Below are 19,726 nucleotides of genomic sequence, written 5' to 3' on the forward strand. Positions count from 1 at the left end.
ACCCTATGAAATATTGGCTAACAGGTGCGTTTTCCCTGCTTATCGCGTCAGGCGCCTGGGCGCAGAATTACAACATCGTCTCCTCGCCGTCGCTGAAACTGAATATCTGGATCGACAACGTGAAGAGCAACGCGCCGGCAAGCTGGTGCGCCAGTGAGCTGCCGCTGCGCATTGTGGCGAACGGCAGCAAAGATCCCGCCGTGCTGAATGAGTTTCTGCCGCGAGTCGGTAGCCTGCTGGCGAAACAGTGCGCAAAGCTGACCACTATTCGCTGGCAAATGAATGACGGCAGCGGGCAGACGCTGGCGAAAGGCAGCGCCAGCAAAGCACAAAAATGGGCGGTGCAGGTTACGCCGGAAGCAGCGGCGCCGATTGCTGAACCCGCCACCGCGTCCGTTCCCGAGCAGGCGCCCGCGGTCGCGCCGGAAACGCTTTCCCCGCCTGCGGACACCACGCCGTGGAGCCAGTTCAGCCTGATGGACGGCTGCCACTTCCGCACCTGGTGGCGCAGCGGCCAGACCCACGCGCTGTTTGTACCGGCGAAAGACGGCGTGACCTGCGGCAGCGACGGCTGGCTGAGCGGCGAAAGCCAGATAGAACGTTCAGACTCCCGCGCGGCCAAAAGCCAGCGCGTGATCTTCCTTCAGGGATTCCCGGTAGCCGGCCTGAGCGCGAAAGCGCTGGGACGCGATCTGCAAATCACCACGGTAAATAACGAGCGCATGGTGCTGAGCGATGAGAAATCGCCGCAGAGCTGGATGCTGGTGCCCTATGCGCCGATGCTGAATGGCTGGCAGGCCGATGGCACGGTGGCGATACAGATATCACCCGCTGAGGCCAGCGACGAAAGCGCGCTCAAGGCGCGCCTCGATGAAGTCCGCAAAGTGTGGTCGCCATATCTTGCAAACGCCAAATCACTGTCGTTCAGGCTGGTTCCCGCGCTGCATCCGCAACTGCGCGATCCCGCTGCTGGCGCGTTCCGCACCATCAATTAGTTTATCGTCTGGCTGAGGAAAGGCTATGCACTCTCTTAATCAACTGATGGCTGGCGCGACGCTGGCAAACACCCTGGCGCGCATTGAAGCGGATATCAGGCGACGCCCGGCAGACGCCGATCTTCGCGCCGCGTTTGTGCAACTGCTGTGCCTGGCAGGCAACTGGACGCGGGCGCAGATGCAGCTTAAGTCCTGGCTGGCGATGAAGCCGCAGGCGCAGCCAACGGTAACGCTGTTGGAGCAGGCGGTGGCGGGCGAGATGCAACGTGCCGATGTGTTTGCCGGTCAGGCGCAGCCGCGCATGCCTGGCGAAGCATTTGGCTGGGCCAGCTTGCTGCTGGGCGCATTGCAGGCTGATGCTGCGGGTCTGCACAGTGAAGCTGAAACGCTGCGCGCATCGGCTTTTGAGGCCGCCGATGTTAATCCGGTTACGCTGACGGAGCAGGGAAGCGACGCGCTTCATTCCGTTGAGTGGCTCATTGATGGCGACGTTCGGCTTGGCCCGATATGCGAACTGATTGTAAACGGTCGCTATACGTGGCTGCCCTTTGCCGCCGTCAGCGAGCTGCGTTTTCAGGCGCTCGCCAGCGCGACCGACCTGGTCTGGCGGCACACGCTGGTGCGGCTGATCGACGGCAGCGAGCAGGTCTGCCAGATCCCGGTGCGCTATCCGTTTGCCAGCGACGCCGCCGATGCGCTGCGTCTGGGCAGCGTCACCGAGTGGCATCCGCTCGGCGAGCAGTTTATCGGTCACGGACAGAAAACCTGGCTGAGCGCGGAGGCCAACTTTCCGCTGTTAAACCTGGACGTTGTCACCTTTAACCCTGATGGCCGCGCACCATGAGTAATGATTTCGAGCGCAATCCGCAGCAGGATCTGCTGCGCGGCGGTCACCGCCATCGCAGCAAGCAGGATGCGTTGAACGTACGTGACAAAATGCAGCCTTCGCTGTTGGATCGCCTCACCGATGACGCGCCGGATAAACAGCAGGAGCCGCTGAGCAGTACGGTGATTTCGCACAGCGCGCTGCGCCGCAACGTCCTGCGCGATCTGCAATGGCTGTTTAACAGCATCAATAATGAAGCACAGCAGGATCTCCAGCCGTTTGCACATGTTCAGCGCTCGGTGGTTAATTTTGGCGTGGCGGCGCTGGCCGGTCAGCTGATGTCGGATATTGAATGGGCCGATATTGAACGAAACCTCGCGCAGGCGATTTTACACTTCGAGCCGCGCATTTTGCCGGCGGGCCTTGCGGTGCGGTGCGTCTCCGATGATAAGAAAATCCAGCTGCACAACATGCTGTCGATTGAGATCAAAGGGCGGCTGTGGTGCGTACCTTATCCGCTGGAGTTTCTGTTTCGCACCGATGTCGATCTGGAAAACGGTCATTTTGAGCTTAAAGACGTAGGGTAACCATGGACAGCAAACTGCTCGATTATTACAACCGCGAACTGGCCTACCTGCGTGAGATGGGCGCGGAATTTGCCGAACGCTATCCAAAGGTCGCCGGGCGGCTCGGCATGCGCGGTATTGAAGTGGCCGATCCTTATGTCGAACGGCTGATGGAAGGGTTTGCCTTTCTGACCTCACGCGTGCAGTTGAAAATGGATGCGGAGTTTCCCCGTTTTTCTCAGCGGATGCTGGAGATGATCGCGCCGAACTATCTGGCGACAACGCCATCAATGGCGATTGCGGAACTGCATCCCGATGCCAAAAAAGGCGACATCACCCGTGGCTTTCTGGTGCCGCGCGGCACGTTGATGGACAGCCAGGCATTGAAAAAGAACGGCGTAACCTGTAGCTACACCACCGCGCATGACGTCGTGCTACAACCGGTGAGCATCGAACGCGTGGAGCTGGGCGGCGTCCCGGCGGATATCCCGTTGGCGTCGCTGGGCCTTAGCCAGCGCGGTGCGGTGAGCGCGTTGCGGATACGTCTGACTACCCGTAACGAGATGATGCTGAATAACCTGACCTTCGATAATCTGATGTTCTTTCTCAGCGGGCCGGATATTCAGGCGCAGCAACTGCTGGAGCTGATTATGCAGCACAGCGTCGGCTTCTTCTGCCAGACCGTGGAGGCCAACCCGCAGCGCGTCGTCATGGGCGATGACGCGCTGAGGCAGGAGGGCTTCGCGCCGGAACAGTCGCTGCTGCCGGACGACCTGCGTAACTTTGACGGTTATCGCCTGCTCCAGGAATACTTTGCCTTTCCCGCGCGCTTCCAGTTTGTCAGCATCGGCCAGCTCAGGCCGCTGCTTGCGAAGTGCGGGCCTGGTGTGAAAACGATGGAGATCGTTCTGCTGCTGGACAAAGCCGATTCCTCGCTGGAGCGGGTGATCGATAAAAGCCATCTGGCGTTGCACTGCACGCCGGTGATCAACCTTTTTCCCAGAACGGCCGAACGGCAAAAAATCAGTGACGACGTGCATGAGTACCATCTGGTTGCTGATAATATCCGGCCGCTCGATTATGAAATTTTTTCGGTACAAAAGCTTTACGTCACCGGGGAAAACAGCCGTGAAGAGCAGGTCTTCCGGCCGTTCTGGAGCACCTTCGGCCGCGACGAAGGCGACTATGGCGCCTACTTCTCGCTGCGCCGCGAGCCGCGCACGCTGTCGGAACACGCCCGGCGCTATGGTACGCGAACCGGCTACGTGGGCTCGGAGGTTTTTCTCTCGCTGGTGGATGAACGCCAGTCGCCGTGGCGCGACGATCTGCGCCATCTGACCGCGGAAGTCATGTGCACCAGCCGCGACCTGCCGCTGATGCTGCTTCAGCAGGATCAGGGACACTTTATGATGGCGGACTCCATACCCGTTGGGCAGCTGACGCTGCGCAAAGGCCCGACGCCGCCGCGTCCGGCCCTGGCGGAAAACATGGCGACGTGGCGATTGATAAGCCATCTGCAAATGAACTACCTGAGCCTGATGGACAGCGAAGACGGCCAGGGCGCATCGGCGCTGCGTCAACTGCTTGGCCTGTATGCCAACCTGGCCGAACCGTCAATAGCCCGGCAGATCGACGGCATTCGTCACTGTCAGCTCAAGCCGGTTTACCGGCGCGTGCCGGAACCCGGCCCGATTGTTTTTGCGCGCGGCATCGGCATCGATCTGAGCGTGGATGAACAGGCCTTTTCGGGCGCCAGTCCGTGGCTGCTGGGCAGCGTACTGGAACGCGTTTTCGCGCGGCTGGTGGCGATCAATGCCTTTACAGAAGTCACGCTCAATAGCCAGCAGCGCGGTGAAGTGGGCTACTGGGCGCCGCGTATGGGTAAAAGGGCGCTGATATGACCGCGCCGCTGAAAATCTGGTCTCTCCAGCGGCTGCCGAAAGCGTTTTGGCAGACGGTAAGCCATAAGCCCTGGCGTTACGATCTCTTTCAACTGCTGCGTCGGCTGGATGCGCAGGGCGGCGAACGTTATCCGCTGGGCCGTGCGCCGCTGCCGCGTCATGAGCCGTTGCGCATCGGCCAGGAACCCTCGCTGGCGTTTGCCCCGTCAACGCTGGCGAAGGTGAGCCCGCGCGAGAACACGCCATACCATGATGTCTCTGTTTACAGCTTTGGCCTGTTTGGCCCGAACGGCCCGCTGCCGGTTCACCTCACCGAATACGCGCGCGAGCGCATTTATCATCATCAGGATCACAGCCTGTCGGCGTTTGCCGACCTGTTTCATCATCGCCTGACGCTGCTGTTTTATCGCGCATGGGCCGACGCACAGCCGACCGTGTCATTGGATCGCGCCGACAACCGTCGCTTCGAACACTATCTTGCCAGCCTGATTGGTATGGGGCAGCCGGGGCAGCTTAACAACGGCAGCCTGAGCGCGCATGCACGCTACGCGGTAGCGGGCCATTTGTCCCGCAACGGGCGGGACGCCAGTGGGCTGGAGAAAATTCTTCATCACTATTTTAACGTGCCGGTCAGGCTGGTTGAGAACGTACCGCACTGGCAGCCTGTCAGCCCACGCGAACGGGCAAGGCTCGGTGCCGGACGGCATATGCCGAGACTGGGAGAATCCGCCTTTTTGGGCGTGGCGGTGCGCGACGTGCAGCACAAATTCCGCATCGAACTTGGCCCGATGCCGCTGGAAGACTACTCGCGGTTTCTGCCCGATCAACCCTGGGCGACGCAGCTTCGCGACTGGGTCAGGCAGTATCTCGGCATTGAGTACGTCTGGGACGTGCGGCTTATCCTGCGCGCCGATGAGGTGAAAGGGGCAACGCTCGGCGGCCAGTCTCTGCTGGGCCTGAGCTGCTGGCTGGGGCAGGCGGCCCGGTCAACTCTACGGGGCGAGCTGTTGTTCAGCCCGGAACCACGCGAGGGCACCGGCGAATAAGCAATATAAAGGACGCATTCAGGACGTATTACTATAAGGAAAATAGTATGTTCAGGACGACAAATAGCGAACTTAAAAAATCCGTTCAGGCGTTAGAAACGGTCAGCAACGCGCTGGGTTTTCACTATATCAACGGCCACGAAGCCCGACGGCAATTCTTTGACGAAATAAACCAGTTAATTGCCTGGGTAAAGCATGAAGTGGATATCCACTGTATGTCACAGCAGGGCGCAGTTAAAACTCTGCAAGAGGAAATAGTCAGCCTGCGGCAGCAGGAATTTCAGATGATTACCCGACACGTGAATCACTTTGCGGCGGTAGAGAAGAAGAGCGAAAACGGTAAGGCAAACCTTGTGCTTAAACAGGTCGGATTTGTTGGCGGCGGCAGTCAGATATTTGCCGGTTTTGGCGTCTGCATGGCTTCTATGGGCGCGGCCTGCGCCGCCTTTGGCAGCCCGTTGATAGCGCATGGTCTGAATAACTTCTATGAGAATGGCTATTACCTGCTGTTCAGAAAAGAGGTAAGCGGCTATACGCGGGAAAGCTACCGGAAAGTCGCGCGGGTGCTGGGATACAGTGGGGAGCATGCAGAATACGCTTATAATGCTATTGATATAGCATTATCAAGTTATAGCATGCTTAGAAAAGTACCAGTGAAAAATAGTTTTCGTCTTTTTAGAACAATTAATAGCGATTTTATACAGGGGTGGCGGGAAATGGGCGTTATCCCTCTTACTTTTGAATTTGCCTCCAACACAAACTCTTTTTATAGTGTCTACCAGCTAAAGAAGGGCAAAGACGATGTACAGTGAAGTTACTATTACAGATGATTCATGGAAGGTGATGGCGATATATGGAGCTATTTCATTTTTCATTGCAGTGGGGCTATTTTTATGGTGTCTAAAAAAAATATCTAAAATTGAATATTTTTTTAAAATAGTGATAATAATTTTCTTGAGTTCAGGGCAATATTATGTGGCTTTATGGGGTATAGATTCAGTTTATCACTATTTTAACTTTAAAGTATGGGATGATGGTTTATTAAGGCTTTTTGCTGCTTTGTTTTTTGTACTGTATGCGTTTTTAACGCCTGACTGGAAAATGATAATCAGCAGAAAAAAAAGGAAACACCCATGATTGTTTAGAAGCTATAACCAAGAGTTATCTGAAAATTCTAACAAAGATTTTATTCGCAACTGGAGAACAATGGGTAAAATTCTACTGGCACTGGAGGCATTTGGTAGCGGCGTTAACCTTTACGGAATTCATCAGCTGAGTAAAGGAGATGAGTGATGTATGATGATGTTACTCTCTATCAGCAAAATGCGTGGCTGGGCGTGATCTACATGGCAGTGTCTGCAATTTTCGCCTGGTGCTTTTGGGTATTGAAAAGGAAAAAATATTTTTCTTCCTCATCTGTAAAGGTTTCAGTTTTTATTACCATTCCGTCTTTGGCGTTTTCTCAATACCTGATATTCAGATTTGGTATGAGTGATATCTATGAATTGCTCTCACTGTATCCTGCTCGCGATTTATATATCAGGTTAGCTGCATTACTTTTTTGCATAGTCTATTTTTATTTTCTTCCCATCAGAATGAAGAAGGATTTTGATGCAAGAAAACAGTGAGTAAGGGAATGCCAATATATAGTATGCTGGCCAGCAACTGGAGCAGAGGCGATAAGGATCGAATCTCGATGGAAACGGAATTTCGCAGCGTGGTTACTCTCTCGCAAAGCTCATTGTGTTTTTTTTGGTCATTTTCTTATCTCAATTTTAATCATGATGATAATGACATTGGTTAAGCTTAAAATAAGCCTTCAATCAAAGTATTATCAATTCCGTTCTTATTGTGTCGTTATGCTTTTGGCCACCATTCAGTTAATCATATAACAAGATGGCATTGACGACGTCTATCGTTACTTCGGCTATCCGATATGGGACGACACTTACGTCAGATATTCAGCGCTTTTTTTCTTTATTCTTTATCTTTTTTATACGCCAGAGTGGCGAACAGATAAGACGTAAATATTAATACAGCAGTGAGACTTTAAAATCTACTTCACAGCAATTCCGCTTAATCAGTAAATTAACCACTGAGAATCATTATGTCTGAAATCAGCCGCGCCGTACTGTTCGGCAAACTGGACACGCTGTTATTCACTTCGCTGGAAAGCGCCACCGCCTTTTGCAAACTGCGCGGTAACCCCTATGTGGAGCTGGTGCACTGGCTGCATCAGCTGATGCAGCAGCAGGAGGGCGATCTGCAACAGCTGATCCGTTATTTTTCACTGGATGAAGAGGCGCTGACGCGGGATATTGTCGCCGCGCTGGATCGCCTGCCGCGCGGCGCCAGCGCGGTGTCAGATCTCTCGGAGCACATCGACAGCGCCGTAGAACGCGCCTGGGTGTACGGTTCGCTGAAATTTGGCGTACAGCAGATCCGCGGCGGACATCTGATTATCGGCCTGCTCAAAACCTTCAACCTGGCAAACCTGCTGAAAAGCATCTCACCGCAGTTTGCCCGCGTCAGCGCCGACACGCTGCTTGAGCAGTTCGACAGCGTGTTCGAAGGCAGCAAAGAGACGCAGCAGATGGCCGCTGCGCCACAGGATCCCGCCGCCGCGCCGCAGCAGAAAGGCACGCTGGCGCAGTATGCGCAGGATCTCACCGCGCGGGCGCGGGAAGGAAAAATCGATCCGGTTGCCGGTCGTGATGAAGAGATCCGACAAATGGTCGACATCCTGATGCGTCGTCGCCAGAACAATCCGCTGCTGACCGGCGAGGCGGGCGTGGGGAAAACGGCCGTCGTCGAAGGGCTGGCGCTGCGCATCGCGGCGGGCGACGTGCCCGCGCCGCTTCAGGCGGTGCAGCTATGGCTGCTGGATATCGGCATGTTGCAGGCGGGCGCAGGCATGAAAGGCGAATTTGAGGCGCGGCTTCAGGCGCTGATCAACGAGGTGCAAAGCAGCCCGACGCCGATCGTTCTCTTTATTGATGAGATCCATACGCTGGTTGGCGCGGGAGGCCAGCAGGGCACCGGCGATGCGGCCAACCTGCTTAAGCCTGCGCTGGCGCGCGGCCAGTTGCGCACCATCGGCGCCACCACCTGGGCGGAATACAAAAAATACATTGAAAAAGATCCGGCCCTGACGCGCCGTTTTCAGACCGTGCAGGTGCATGAGCCGGACGAGCAGAAAGCGCTGCTGATGCTGCGCAGCACCGTCTCGCCACTGGAAAAACATCACCGCGTGCTGCTGCTGGATGAGGCGGTGTCGGCGGCGGTCACGCTGTCCCACCGCTATATTCCTGCTCGCCAGTTGCCTGATAAGGCGGTGGCGCTGCTTGATACCGCGTGCGCGCGCGTCGCCGTCAGCCAGAGCGCGCAGCCGCCGCAGCTTGAGGACTGCCTGCACAGGATCCACGCGCTGGAGATCGAAAAAGAGATTGCCGCGCGGGAGACCAAAGTCGCCATTGGCGATGCCGAGCGCATTGATGCGCTGGATGCGCAACTGGCCGATCTGGCTGTGCAGCGCGACGCACTGACCACACGCTGGCAGCAGGAGCGGGAACTGGTCGGGGGCATTATTGCCCTGCGTGCGCAGCTCCATGATGAGGAGGCGGCAGACGTTGACGCCCTTCATCTGGCGCTGGCCGACCGGCAGCAGCAGCTCCAGGTGCTTCAGGGCGATGCGCCATTGCTGTTTGCCGCCGTTGACGCCAACGTGGTGGCCGCGGTGGTCTCCGACTGGACCGGCATTCCGCTGGGCCGCATGGTGAAAAATGAGATCGACGCCGTACTGAACCTCGCCGATACGCTTAATGAGCGGGTAATAGGCCAACGTCACGGGTTGGATCTGATCGCCAAACGTGTGCGCACCTCCCGCGCGCGGCTTGACGATCCCAACAAACCGGTCGGCGTCTTTATGCTGTGCGGCCCGTCCGGCGTCGGTAAAACCGAAACCGCGCTGGCGCTGGCTGAAACGCTCTATGGCGGCGAGCAGAACATCATCACCATCAATATGAGCGAGTTCCAGGAGGCGCACACCGTTTCAACGCTGAAGGGCGCACCGCCGGGTTACGTGGGGTATGGCGAAGGTGGCGTGCTGACCGAAGCCGTGCGCCGTCGTCCTTACAGCGTGGTGCTGCTTGATGAGATCGAAAAGGCGCACCCGGACGTGCATGAGATCTTCTTTCAGGTCTTCGATAAAGGCTGGATGGAAGATGGCGAAGGGCGTCATATCGACTTTCGCAACACCATTATTATCCTGACCTCCAACGTTGGCACGCAGTTGATCAGCGCAATGTGCGCCGATCCTGAGCTGATGCCGGAACCGGACGCGCTGAGTGGCGCGCTGCGTGCGCCGCTGCTGGAGGTTTTCCCGCCTGCGCTGCTGGGCCGCCTGCTGGTGGTGCCTTACTATCCGCTGAGCGATGAGATGCTGGCCAGTATTGTTCGCCTTCAGCTTAAGCGCATTCAACGCCGCCTGGAGCAGAATCACGGCATTGTTTCCGAGGTGGATGAGAGCGTGATTGCGCAAATTGTGCAGCGCTGTACCGAAGTCGAGTCCGGCGGACGCATGGTCGATGCGATTCTCACTAATACCCTTCTGCCGCAGATGAGCCAGATATTGCTTTCCGCCAGCGCGCGCGATGAACGCTATCGCCGCCTGCGCGTAACCCTGGAACAGGGCGAATTTACCTGCCAGTTTGAGGCGTAAGCCCTTAACACTCAGAGAGTTGTCCATTATGTCAGAACACGATAATCCGCACGCAGTCCCGAAGGCCTTACCGGTGGGCTACCGCTTTAACGAGTTTGAAATCAAGGAAGTGATTGGCGGCGGCGGCTTTGGCATTGTCTATCGCGCCTGGGATCACCAACTTGAACGTACCATCGCCATTAAAGAGTTCATGCCTGCCTCGCTGGCGGTGCGTAATGACGATTTAACGCTGGTGCTGCGCAGCGATCGCTTCAGCAAAACCTTTCTTGCCGGTTTGAACAGCTTTATTCAGGAAGCGCGGCTGCTGGCCCGCTTTAATCACCCCAATCTGCTGCATGTGCTGCGCTTCTGGGTGCAGAACGATACCGCCTATATGGGCACCGCTTTTTATACCGGCACCACACTTTCTCAACTGCACAGTAAACGGCCCGAAATGGTGAGCGATGCGTGGATACGCACGCTGCTGCCGCCGCTGTTCGGGGCCATTAACACCATCCATCAGGAAGGCTATCTGCATCGCGATATCTCGCTGGACAATATCCAGATTCAGGAGAACGGCGTGCCGGTGCTGCTGGATTTTGGCTCCGCGCGCAAGGCGATTGGCAACCTTTCTGACGAAACGGAAACCATGCTCAAGCCTGGCTTTGCGCCTATTGAGCAGTACAGCGACGACAACGAAAGCGAGCAGGGCACCTGGACTGATATTTATGCACTGGGCGCGGTGCTGCATACGCTGGTGGTGGGTGCGCCGCCGCCGGTCAGCGTGGTGCGCAGCATTGAAGACAGCTATCAGCCGCTGATGACGCTGCGGCCGGCGGGGTATTCGCTGTCGTTGCTGAACGCAATCGATCGTGCGCTGGCGCTACAGCCGGAAGATCGTCCGCAAACCGTGGACGATCTGGCCGCGCTGATGGAACTATCGCCAACCGATATCAATGAGATACACGAGGTGAAAATCAGCGGGCCAGGCACCATGTTGGTGCCGGTTGAGGCAGAGCCAGAGGTGCCGCCGAAAAGCGCGACGCTGAAGCGTTTTATCGTACCCGGACTGATTGCTGCTGGCGTGCTGGTCGGCATTGGCGTCGGCGCGATGATTGCCGGCGGCGACAGCAACCCGCCGCCGCCGACCGCGACTGTCCGCGCCGATGCGGCCGCGCCTGTGGTGCCCTCTGAAACGGCGAGCGTTGCCGTGCCGGTTGAAACCACCAAACCAGTAGAAAAACCGGTCAGCCCGCCGCCGCCGCCGGAGCCGATTGCACAGGTTTACATCAAGCTGCTGCCGGGCGACAAAGTCGCCATGAATGGCGATCCGCAGGCGCTGGTGCCGTCACCGAACGGCTTCGCGCTGTTGCAGCTACCGCCAGGCAACTACCGCTTCAGCATCAGCAACAGTGGTAAAACGCGCGATCAAAGCATCAACGTCGATCGTGAAGGCGTCTGGCTGCTCGACCCGCAAAGTTAACCTTTTTCCGCCCACCCCTACAGGGAGTTTATTATGTTTGATCGCATTACCGCGCAGCTGCCGGTGGAGGGCCTGCGCTTCTGGAAATTCGGCGGCAGCGAGGCCCTCTCCACCGCTTTCAGTTTCACGCTGCAACTGCTGGGCGAGGACGCCCGCGTTGACGGCCGGACGCTCCTCGGCAAACCGGTCACCGTCACCGTTCCCCTGCCGGGCCTGGTCACCGCGCCACGTTATTTCAACGGAAAAATCACCGCCGTCTCGGTCGGCAGCCAGGCGCTGAACGACACGCGCTACGCCGTTTACACCCTCATCGTGGAGTCCGACCTGTGGCCGCTGACCCGCGATAAAAACCAGCGCATTTTTCAGGGACAGACGGTGCCGCAGATGGTGAAAACGGTGCTGGGCGGCTACGGGGTGACGGTGGAGGACCAGCTGAGCGGGCGCTACCGCGTCTGGGAATACTGCGTGCAGTACCAGGAAAACAGCGTTGACTTCATCAGCCGCCTGATGGCGCTGGAAGGCATTTACTGGTACTTCCGCCATGCGGCAGACAGCCACACGCTGGTGCTGGCGGACAGCGCTGAGCAGCATAAACCCTTCCCCGGTTATGAAAGCATCCCGTACCACCTCACGGCCTCCGGCGGCAGCACGTCGGAGGAAGGTCTCACCGGCTGGTTCGCCACGGAGCGCGTGACGCCGGGGCTTTACAGCACCGACGACTACGACTTCCGCAAGCCGAACGCGTGGCTGCTGCATGCGCGGCAGAACCCGGCGTCGCCCTCGCCGGGGCAGATTGACGTCTATGACTGGCCGGGGCACTTCGTCGACCACGACCACGGCGAGGCCTACGCGCGCATCCGCCAGCAGGCGTGGCAGGCAGAGCACCGCCGCATCAGCGCCGGCGGCACCGCGTCGGGCCTGGCGCCCGGGCACACCTTCACGCTGACGAAGGCGCCGCACCCGGCCGACAACGGCGACTACCTTATCCTGTCGGCGACCTACGCGTTTGAGGAGAACAGCTACGCCAGCGGCGGCGGCGACAGCACGCATCACACCGACATCACGGTGATACCGGCGGCGGTGACCTTCCGGCCGGTGTATGACAAGCCGTGGCCGCGCACGCACGGCCCGCAGACGGCGAAGGTGACAGGCCCGGCGGGCGAGTCCATCTGGACCGACAAATACGGCCGCATTAAGGTGAAATTCCACTGGGACCGTGAAGCGAAAGGCGACGACACCAGCTCGTGCTGGGTACGGGTGTCCAGCGCGTGGGCGGGCCAGGGGTTCGGCGGGGTGCAGATACCGCGCGTGGGCGATGAGGTGGTGGTGGACTTCATCAACGGCGACCCGGACCGGCCGATAGTGACCGGCCGCGTCTATAACGAGGCGAGCATGCCGCCGTGGGCGCTGCCGGCGGCGGCGACGCAGATGGGTTTTCTCAGCCGCTCGAAGGACGGTTCGGCGGAGAGCGCCAACGCGCTGCGCTTTGAGGACAAAGCGGGCGAGGAGCAGCTGTGGGTGCAGGCGCAGAAAGACATGGAGGTGAACGTGAAGGCGGACGCCAGCCGGTCGGTGGGAAAGAACCACACGCATTACGTGGGTGAAAATGAAGCGCACCGGGTGGCGGGCGGTCGCATTCAGGGGGTGAAGGCGAATGAAACGGTGCTGACCGGCAGTAGAAAAAGCGATGCCGCGGTTGATGAGTACGTGCTGGCATCGGGCACCACGCTGCGGCTGGTGTGTGGTGAAAGCGCCATTGAGCTGACGGCGGCCGGGCAGATAAACATGACCGGGAAAGGTTTTAATATATTTGTGGAGGGGCACGGCTACATCAATACCAGAGACGGTAAGCTGAACCTGAACGACGGCACGGCCGCGGCGAACGTCGCGCCGGGGGCAGGACATAAAAAAGATATTGTCAGCGCACTGGAGGCGCTGTTTCCGGCAAAAAAGAATGAAAGGATGTTGCCTGCTACAGGCTCTTCACAAGCGGAGCAGACATTAGCAAATCCTCCCAAACTTACGCCATTTGGCAAACAAGTTGATAGTTTGGTGAGTAAATCACCAACTTTGAGCAGGGATCTGGATACACTGGATAAAAGGAGATGGGTGATTAGGGAAGGTCCGGCAGGGAAAGGCACTTTTGCTGACAGAAGTAATAAGTCTGTCAATATCGATAGTAATGAGCTTACACAACCTGAACGGGCTGTGCAGGCTTTATCACATGAGATCGGACATGCGCTCTATACGCCTGAAACAGACTTAACGTCGAAAGAGGCATATCTCAATAGTGCATTGAGCGATGAGGGTGCCGCCACTTTAAAGAATATTGAAGTGCAAAGAGAAATATTAAAGAATGGTGGTAATGATATCGGTATTGCAGGAAACTCCGCAAATAAGGATAGCTACAATATGATTTACGATAAAATGGTGAGTAAATCAATAGGAAGAAAAACGGCTGAAGAGCAAATTGGTCGGATCTTCGGGAAAGGGGAAGTTACATCGACTACTGGTGACAGTTACGAAAAATATTATGGAGGTTGGTATGATAAAACTTACCCGAACAAATAAAATATTCGTTTTTCTGGTTCTGTTTTTAATAAACATTAATACAACCTGGGGGATGGAAATGAAAAATGAAAATATTTGGGAATTTATTAAAACTGTGCAAATAACCTTGCAGCAATCTCAAAGTAAAATAATTGACTCTGCTGGCCTTTCTTTTAAATTACAACGAGAAACAAATAATACAGTTTATTTTACTGGACAGGCACTGATGTTAAAAGACCAGATCGCCATTAATAACGTGGATCTCAGGGTCAGTAAAGGGAAAAACGTCCAACCTGCTTTCTTATCTTTCGAGGTGTCAGGTAAGTGCATTTCTAAATCGGATGTAAAAGAAAAATATCCTGATTTAAGCCTGACAGGTACACCTGGTGGTAGGTCACTGGATGAAACAACCAGTTACACAACTGTACCTGATGCTAATGGCATGACGCTTACCTTCAGTTTTGCCGAGAGAAATCCCGATTGTCTTAAAAGAGTGATCTTCGATTCAATCTGATTCAGGTTTAAATAACACTTTCGCTTATTCAGGTGTAATATTATACGGCTGCTTTCTGGTATATAATATATAATTTAGTCCTCCATCGTAAGCACCTGATGGCACCACATCAAACTGATGGATGTTTATTGAAAAGGTCTGGTTAAGCGATATGAAAAATTATGAGTTTTTAATTTGTCAAACAATGGGAATGTAATATGAAGGGTTTGGCAAAAATTACAATCTTGATATTATATTTTCTTCTGAGCTTTAATGCGTCCTCTGTGGGCGAGGTGCGTCAGTTTTCTTTACCCGATAATCCGGAGTTAATATTTAAAGATAAAGAGTTAAACAGGAAGATGAAAATATTACTGGGTGGGTGTTATAGTGATTTTATCAATAATTTCGAGATTTATGGTGAGCCAAAGTTAACGCCATCAGGTGGTTTTTTTACCGAAGGTTGGATGCAAGATCTACGAATGGAAAATGCTTCAGCCATGGTTGTTGAACCCAACGGGGGAATATACGTGGCCTGGTTGATTCCTGAGAATGGAAAGATTGAATATCGCACTAACGTTAAATCTGGCAGAGCAGTTAATTCATATATAAAAGATTGGGCGGAGCGATTCAGCAATGTTTCATTTGATGAGAAAAAATATACTTCAAATCAGATAAGTGAGGAACCGTTAGTTCGCCATTTCGATAGTCAGAAATTCACTATTAACCTCACCTTAATCTGCTCTGAAGAAGATTCTGGTTGCAATAGTGTATTATATGAGGGGAAGCGGCGTTCCGATGGCGCAACATTGATGCTAAAAGGTAAAGCAATAAGATCTCGCTGTGAAAAAGATATTTGCCCTGTAAACTCTTATCGGTTTGTTAACAATGGTACGGTTTATCTACTGGATACTCACCTGTCCTCTTTGATGGTTATTGATAAAAAGGGCATAGTTCTGCTCGATGAAAAAGGTAGCTGGTCTTATGGTAATAAGTAGAATCTAATACTCAATAAACTGCTGACTCAGCGAGTTACGCACTTGAAAGTGCAACGGCTCTTGTTATTAATGCCGGATGGTAAATTTAACATGCTCCGGGTAACTATTTTGATAACAGATTGATCCCTCTCCGGGAAAGTGATGATTTTATTATGTCCGGGAAATTAAATGTGTTTTGTCTGTGTTTTGTTATTGTGTTTCTTTTAAGTCCTGTCTGTCAAAGTAAAGCGTATCAACAAGTTAAAACTGTCAGGCAGCATGAAAATCATGAGGATCGCGCTGTAATGGCCGTTTATCAGGCGGTTAAGAAATATAATCTCTCCACGCTAAACGATCATTGTATTGCTTATGATTTTGACGATATTTCTGATATTCACTATTTCATTGTCAGAGTGCGTGAGATCAATACAGACACTATCTGTAAAGGTGATTACAATATCTCATTTAATTTATTCAGCTTTAAAGTAAGTCGTAAAGACTATTCTTTGCTGACGGATAAAGATTCGAAAGATGGGGTTTTTCACCCTCTGCATTAGTTTAAGTTTTTTTAATAAACTGATTTTCTAAAGGAGGTTTTTTATAAGGAAAGGGTACGCTGGGACCGGTTTTGGGAGGCAGCTGTTATCTTAAAATGACAATGGAAAGAGCCAATTTCTTTTCAAATAATAAAAATAAGTAAGCTGAATAATTCATCAATTATACCTATCGAAATTTCTCATATATCACTAATCAGGTAATACCTATGCAATATCATCTTAATGAAGGATCTTTTTCGCTGCATAACAGCAGTTGGCTGGACAACAGCATGAACGTGCTGCGGGATGATGCGCATGGCATTACGATCGTGGTCAGCCGTGGCCCGATTCCGGACGGCACCGATTTCGAGCAGGAGTTTCATCGCCAGTGGGATACGCTGCGCACGCAGATGACGGGCCTGCAACAGTCTGACTTTGTCCGCGTCAACGTGGGCGAGCGCCAGCAAATTCGCGGCGTACAGGTAAGCAGCCATTTCGAGCGTAACGGTCAGACGCTGTATCAACATCAGCTTGCCGTACAGGCGGAAGGAAAACCGACACTGATGGTCTTCACGTTTTCCGCGCTGCGCCCTTTTACCGATGAGGATGCGGTACGTTGGGAACAACTGAAAAACACCTTAATGCTTCATAATCCGGGACAGGATGCCTGAGTAATGAGTAATAAACCGGCAGCACGAAAGGATGACGATCTCATCCACTCCAGTATTTTTGCAGATATCACCAGTATCATCGTCGAGGGCGCCGCCTATGCGGCCATTGGCGCGGCGGTGGGCGTGGCGGCCACGGCGGTGGCACCGCTGGCCGGTGCAGGAGTCGCGGCGGCAGGGTTGACGGCGATAGGATCGAGCTGCGTACTCAGCGGCATCATTGGCGGCGTGCTGGCAAATGTGGCGGGCATTACCGACGATATTTCCCATTTCGCCAGCGGCGTCGGCGATTTTCTGTTTCCGCCTTCCGTCAGCGGAAAAATTTCCAGCGGATCGGGCAACGTCCTGACCAATCAAAAAATGGCGGCCCGCGCCGCCGGTAAACAGCTTCCGGCCGGAACCGACACGCCGGAGGAGCAGTCTCCGCTGAGCTTTCTGGACTACGGCCGTAAACTGTTAAACAGTCTGGAGCAGATCGCCAACGCTTTCTGGCAGCCGTCTGTCGCGGGCCCGGCAGAGAATACCGAAACCTGCCAGCAGGATACCGCCGCCTGTGAAAAACATTCCGGCCCGCAGTTTATGGCAGAGGGATCGTCATCGGTGCTGATAAACGGTCAGCCGGCCATCAGGGCGGGCGACCGTACCACCTGTGAAGCCACCGTGGCCGATAACGTCTCGCCGGACGTGATTATCGGCGGTGAAAGCGTGGTGGTGCGCGAAATAAAAAGCGGTAAAACGCCCGGACTGGCGCTGGCCATGATGGTTTTACCTTTACTGCGCGGCCGTCCCGGCCAGGTCATGCGCAACCTGCCCTGCGTGGTCTCAGGCGCGATTGGCGGTATGGCGGCCGATATGCTGGTCAACGCCCTGTTTTCATCATCCCATCCTGTTCACGCCGCCACCGGCGTCAAGGTGCTTAATGATGAGAACGATCTCGATTTTACGCTGCCCGGTCGTTTCCCGCTGGCCTGGCAACGCAACTATAACAGTCGCTCAACGACAGAAGGCCTGTTTGGCACCGGCTGGACCACCGTTTTTGATACCCGCCTGGAAGTGACCGGCAGTGACTGTCTGTGGTTCGACGAGTCCGGCCGTGAACTTCGCTTCAGCATGCCCGCCGAAAACGAACCGCTTTACAGTCCCGCCGACGGGCTCATTTTCCGTCGTGGTCCGGGTGGCGAACTGGCGATAGCGGATGATGACGGCAGCGTCTGGCGCCTTTACCGTCCCCTGCGCGCGAACCCGCAGCAGCTGCGACTGGCTTCGCTCAGCGATGAGTACGGCAACATGCTGGAGACGGGCTATGACGAACAGGGGCGCCTCGTCCGAATTCATGACGCGCCGGGCGCCATTGACGTGCAGATTGACTATGCCGATCCGCACTTTCCACAACGCGTCACCGCCCTCAGCCATTACGACGGCACCACCACCTGGCCGTTAATGACCTATTCCTATGCCGACTCGGGCCAGCTTGCGCAGGTCACCGACGCGGCCGGGATCGTCACACGCGAATTCAGCTATAACGAGCAGGCGCTGATGACCGCGCACCGCCTGCCCGGCGGCATGCTCTGCGAATATCGCTGGCAGTATTTTGATGCGTGGCGGGTGGTGGCCGCCCGCGACAGCGCGGGCGACAGCTGTACCCTGCATTACGACCTGGCGGCGGGGCAGACCACGGTGACGCACGCCGATGGCCGTCAGCATCAGCACGTCTGGAATGCGCAGGCGCTGGTCACCCGCTATGTGGATGAGCGCGGCGGCAGCTGGCTGTACGACTGGGACGAGAACCAGCAGCTCACGCGGGCGGTCGATCCGTCCGGCAACGCGGTGTCGTTTCGCTACGATGACGCCGGCAACCGGGTGGAAGAGCGGGATGCCGCCGGTCACGTGCGCACCACGCAGTGGCTGGAAACGCGGGCGCTGCCCGTGTGCATTACCGACGCCGGTGGGGCCGCCACCCGCTTTATCTATGACGAACGCTACGGTCTGGCGCAGGTGTTTTCAGCGGGCGGGTGCGTGGAGGCGCTGGCGCGTGATGAGCACGGCCAGGTCATCAGCCGCACCGATGCGGCCGGGGGCGTCAGCCGCTACGACTATAACCGCGCGGGCCAGGTGGTGGCGGCCACGGACTGCTCCGGCTTCACCACCCGCTATGCGTATCATCCGCTGGGCTGGCTGGCGGAAGAGGTGGCGGCGGACGGCGAAACGACGCGCCACACCTGCGATGCGGCCGGGCGGCCGGTGAGGCTTGAGCGTGCGGAGGGCTGGGAAGAGTCGCTGCACTGGAACGAGCGGGGCCAGCCTGCGGCGCACCGTGGCGCGGACGGGCGGGAAAGCCGGTTCCGTTATGATGCGGCGGGCCGGCTGGTGGTCACGCGTAATCCGCAGGGCGACGAGGTGCGGCGGGAATATGACAGCCGCAGCCGGTTAACCGGCCTGATAAATGAAAACGGCGAGCGCTACGGCTTCACCTGGGGCGCGGACGCGCTGCTGCTGGAAGAGCGCGGCCTGGACGGTGGGCTGACCCGCTACGCGTATGACGCCGTCGGGCGCGTGGTCCGCCGGACCTTTGCCGCCGACACGCCTGCGGCCTTCAGCCACGTCTTTCGCTACGACGCGCGCAGCCTGGTGACCGGCAAAGGCACGCCGGACGGAGAGACGCGCTTTGCCTGGTCGGCGACGGGGCAGCTGCTGCGGGCAGCGTTCCACCCGGCGGCGGCCGGCGAGGTGACGGACGCGGCGGCGCAGGTGGTGACGTTTCAGTACGACGAACAGGGGCAGCTGATTCAGGAGACGGGCGACCGGGGCACGGTGGCGTACCGTCGTGACGCCCTGGGTAACCGCACGGGCACCACGCTGCCGGACGGGCGGACGCTGCGCCAGCTGTACTACGGCAGCGGGCATCTGCTGGGCATTGCGCTGGACGGCCTGACGGTGACGGAGTTCACGCGCGACAGCCTGCACCGGGAAATTGGGCGCACGCAGGGCG

17 protein-coding genes are annotated in these 19,726 nt (G+C 56.0%); all 17 read left to right on the forward strand.

Translation table 11 applies throughout. The annotated features are described in order from the left end of the window. The first annotated feature begins 5 nt into the window (after window positions 1-5). Window positions 6-995 (forward strand): hypothetical protein, encoded by a 990-nt coding sequence (locus GS12_RS14275; RefSeq protein ID WP_034948199.1) that lies wholly within the window; start codon window positions 6-8, stop codon window positions 993-995. A gap of 25 nt (window positions 996-1,020) precedes the next feature. Beyond that, window positions 1,021-1,839, forward strand: coding sequence for a type VI secretion system accessory protein TagJ (locus GS12_RS14280; RefSeq protein WP_034948202.1), 819 nt, complete (start codon window positions 1,021-1,023; stop codon window positions 1,837-1,839). Then, window positions 1,836-2,408 (forward strand): type VI secretion system baseplate subunit TssE, encoded by a 573-nt coding sequence (tssE, locus tag GS12_RS14285; RefSeq protein WP_034912056.1) that lies wholly within the window; start codon window positions 1,836-1,838, stop codon window positions 2,406-2,408. The genes GS12_RS14280 and tssE overlap by 4 nt, the downstream gene beginning before the upstream one ends. A gap of 2 nt (window positions 2,409-2,410) precedes the next feature. Then, window positions 2,411-4,288, forward strand: a complete 1,878-nt coding sequence (gene tssF, locus GS12_RS14290; protein ID WP_034948205.1) for a type VI secretion system baseplate subunit TssF — start codon at window positions 2,411-2,413, stop codon at window positions 4,286-4,288. Beyond that, window positions 4,285-5,334, forward strand: a complete 1,050-nt coding sequence (gene tssG / locus GS12_RS14295; protein WP_034948208.1) for a type VI secretion system baseplate subunit TssG — start codon at window positions 4,285-4,287, stop codon at window positions 5,332-5,334. The genes tssF and tssG overlap by 4 nt, the downstream gene beginning before the upstream one ends. 47 nt (window positions 5,335-5,381) lie before the next feature. Then, entirely contained in the window at window positions 5,382-6,146 is a 765-nt protein-coding gene (locus tag GS12_RS14300; RefSeq protein ID WP_034948210.1) for a DUF4225 domain-containing protein, read from the forward strand. Next, window positions 6,136-6,471, forward strand: a complete 336-nt coding sequence (locus tag GS12_RS14305) for a hypothetical protein (RefSeq protein ID WP_052118469.1) — start codon at window positions 6,136-6,138, stop codon at window positions 6,469-6,471. The genes GS12_RS14300 and GS12_RS14305 overlap by 11 nt, the downstream gene beginning before the upstream one ends. After that, window positions 6,472-6,627 carry a hypothetical protein gene (locus GS12_RS24960; RefSeq protein ID WP_235421185.1) on the forward strand — a complete coding sequence of 52 codons (156 nt, stop codon included), beginning with the start codon at window positions 6,472-6,474 and terminating at the stop codon, window positions 6,625-6,627. Further along, complete coding sequence (locus tag GS12_RS14310; protein WP_034948211.1) at window positions 6,627-6,962, forward strand: hypothetical protein; 336 nt, start codon at window positions 6,627-6,629, stop codon at window positions 6,960-6,962. Before GS12_RS24960 ends, GS12_RS14310 begins: the two co-directional genes overlap by 1 nt. A 479-nt stretch (window positions 6,963-7,441) precedes the next feature. Then, complete coding sequence (gene tssH / locus GS12_RS14315) at window positions 7,442-10,054, forward strand: type VI secretion system ATPase TssH (RefSeq protein WP_034948213.1); 2,613 nt, start codon at window positions 7,442-7,444, stop codon at window positions 10,052-10,054. 28 nt (window positions 10,055-10,082) lie between these two features. Continuing rightward, complete coding sequence (locus GS12_RS14320) at window positions 10,083-11,516, forward strand: serine/threonine protein kinase (protein ID WP_034948215.1); 1,434 nt, start codon at window positions 10,083-10,085, stop codon at window positions 11,514-11,516. A gap of 33 nt (window positions 11,517-11,549) precedes the next feature. Then, window positions 11,550-14,087 carry a type VI secretion system Vgr family protein gene (locus GS12_RS14325; RefSeq protein ID WP_034948217.1) on the forward strand — a complete coding sequence of 846 codons (2,538 nt, stop codon included), beginning with the start codon at window positions 11,550-11,552 and terminating at the stop codon, window positions 14,085-14,087. Beyond that, window positions 14,062-14,580 (forward strand): hypothetical protein, encoded by a 519-nt coding sequence (locus tag GS12_RS23030; RefSeq protein WP_052118471.1) that lies wholly within the window; start codon window positions 14,062-14,064, stop codon window positions 14,578-14,580. Before GS12_RS14325 ends, GS12_RS23030 begins: the two co-directional genes overlap by 26 nt. Before the next feature lie 197 nt (window positions 14,581-14,777). After that, window positions 14,778-15,554 (forward strand): amidohydrolase family protein, encoded by a 777-nt coding sequence (locus GS12_RS14335; protein ID WP_034948219.1) that lies wholly within the window; start codon window positions 14,778-14,780, stop codon window positions 15,552-15,554. Between the two features lie 152 nt (window positions 15,555-15,706). Further along, complete coding sequence (locus tag GS12_RS14340; RefSeq protein WP_034948220.1) at window positions 15,707-16,090, forward strand: hypothetical protein; 384 nt, start codon at window positions 15,707-15,709, stop codon at window positions 16,088-16,090. 206 nt (window positions 16,091-16,296) lie between these two features. Further along, complete coding sequence (locus GS12_RS14345) at window positions 16,297-16,740, forward strand: DcrB-related protein (RefSeq protein WP_034948223.1); 444 nt, start codon at window positions 16,297-16,299, stop codon at window positions 16,738-16,740. Between the two features lie 3 nt (window positions 16,741-16,743). Next, the coding region (locus GS12_RS14350; RefSeq protein WP_034948224.1) for a DUF6531 domain-containing protein at window positions 16,744-19,726 on the forward strand (2,983 nt) is incomplete at its 3' end.

Origin of the sequence: Erwinia oleae (assembly GCF_000770305.1) — a bacterium.
Classification (GTDB): Bacteria; Pseudomonadota; Gammaproteobacteria; order Enterobacterales; family Enterobacteriaceae; genus Erwinia; species Erwinia oleae.

Bases quoted from the DNA above. Each gene is read 5' to 3' on its own strand.
- GS12_RS14275 (WP_034948199.1), top strand. From the start codon at position 6: ATGAAATATTGGCTAACAGGTGCGTTTTCCCTGCTTATCGCGTCAGGC.
- GS12_RS14280 (WP_034948202.1), top strand. From the start codon at position 1,021: ATGCACTCTCTTAATCAACTGATGGCTGGCGCGACGCTGGCAAACACC.
- tssE (WP_034912056.1), top strand. From the start codon at position 1,836: ATGAGTAATGATTTCGAGCGCAATCCGCAGCAGGATCTGCTGCGCGGC.
- tssF (WP_034948205.1), top strand. From the start codon at position 2,411: ATGGACAGCAAACTGCTCGATTATTACAACCGCGAACTGGCCTACCTG.
- tssG (WP_034948208.1), top strand. From the start codon at position 4,285: ATGACCGCGCCGCTGAAAATCTGGTCTCTCCAGCGGCTGCCGAAAGCG.
- GS12_RS14300 (WP_034948210.1), top strand. From the start codon at position 5,382: ATGTTCAGGACGACAAATAGCGAACTTAAAAAATCCGTTCAGGCGTTA.
- GS12_RS14305 (WP_052118469.1), top strand. From the start codon at position 6,136: ATGTACAGTGAAGTTACTATTACAGATGATTCATGGAAGGTGATGGCG.
- GS12_RS14310 (WP_034948211.1), top strand. From the start codon at position 6,627: ATGTATGATGATGTTACTCTCTATCAGCAAAATGCGTGGCTGGGCGTG.
- tssH (WP_034948213.1), top strand. From the start codon at position 7,442: ATGTCTGAAATCAGCCGCGCCGTACTGTTCGGCAAACTGGACACGCTG.
- GS12_RS14320 (WP_034948215.1), top strand. From the start codon at position 10,083: ATGTCAGAACACGATAATCCGCACGCAGTCCCGAAGGCCTTACCGGTG.
- GS12_RS14325 (WP_034948217.1), top strand. From the start codon at position 11,550: ATGTTTGATCGCATTACCGCGCAGCTGCCGGTGGAGGGCCTGCGCTTC.
- GS12_RS23030 (WP_052118471.1), top strand. From the start codon at position 14,062: ATGATAAAACTTACCCGAACAAATAAAATATTCGTTTTTCTGGTTCTG.
- GS12_RS14335 (WP_034948219.1), top strand. From the start codon at position 14,778: ATGAAGGGTTTGGCAAAAATTACAATCTTGATATTATATTTTCTTCTG.
- GS12_RS14340 (WP_034948220.1), top strand. From the start codon at position 15,707: ATGTCCGGGAAATTAAATGTGTTTTGTCTGTGTTTTGTTATTGTGTTT.
- GS12_RS14345 (WP_034948223.1), top strand. From the start codon at position 16,297: ATGCAATATCATCTTAATGAAGGATCTTTTTCGCTGCATAACAGCAGT.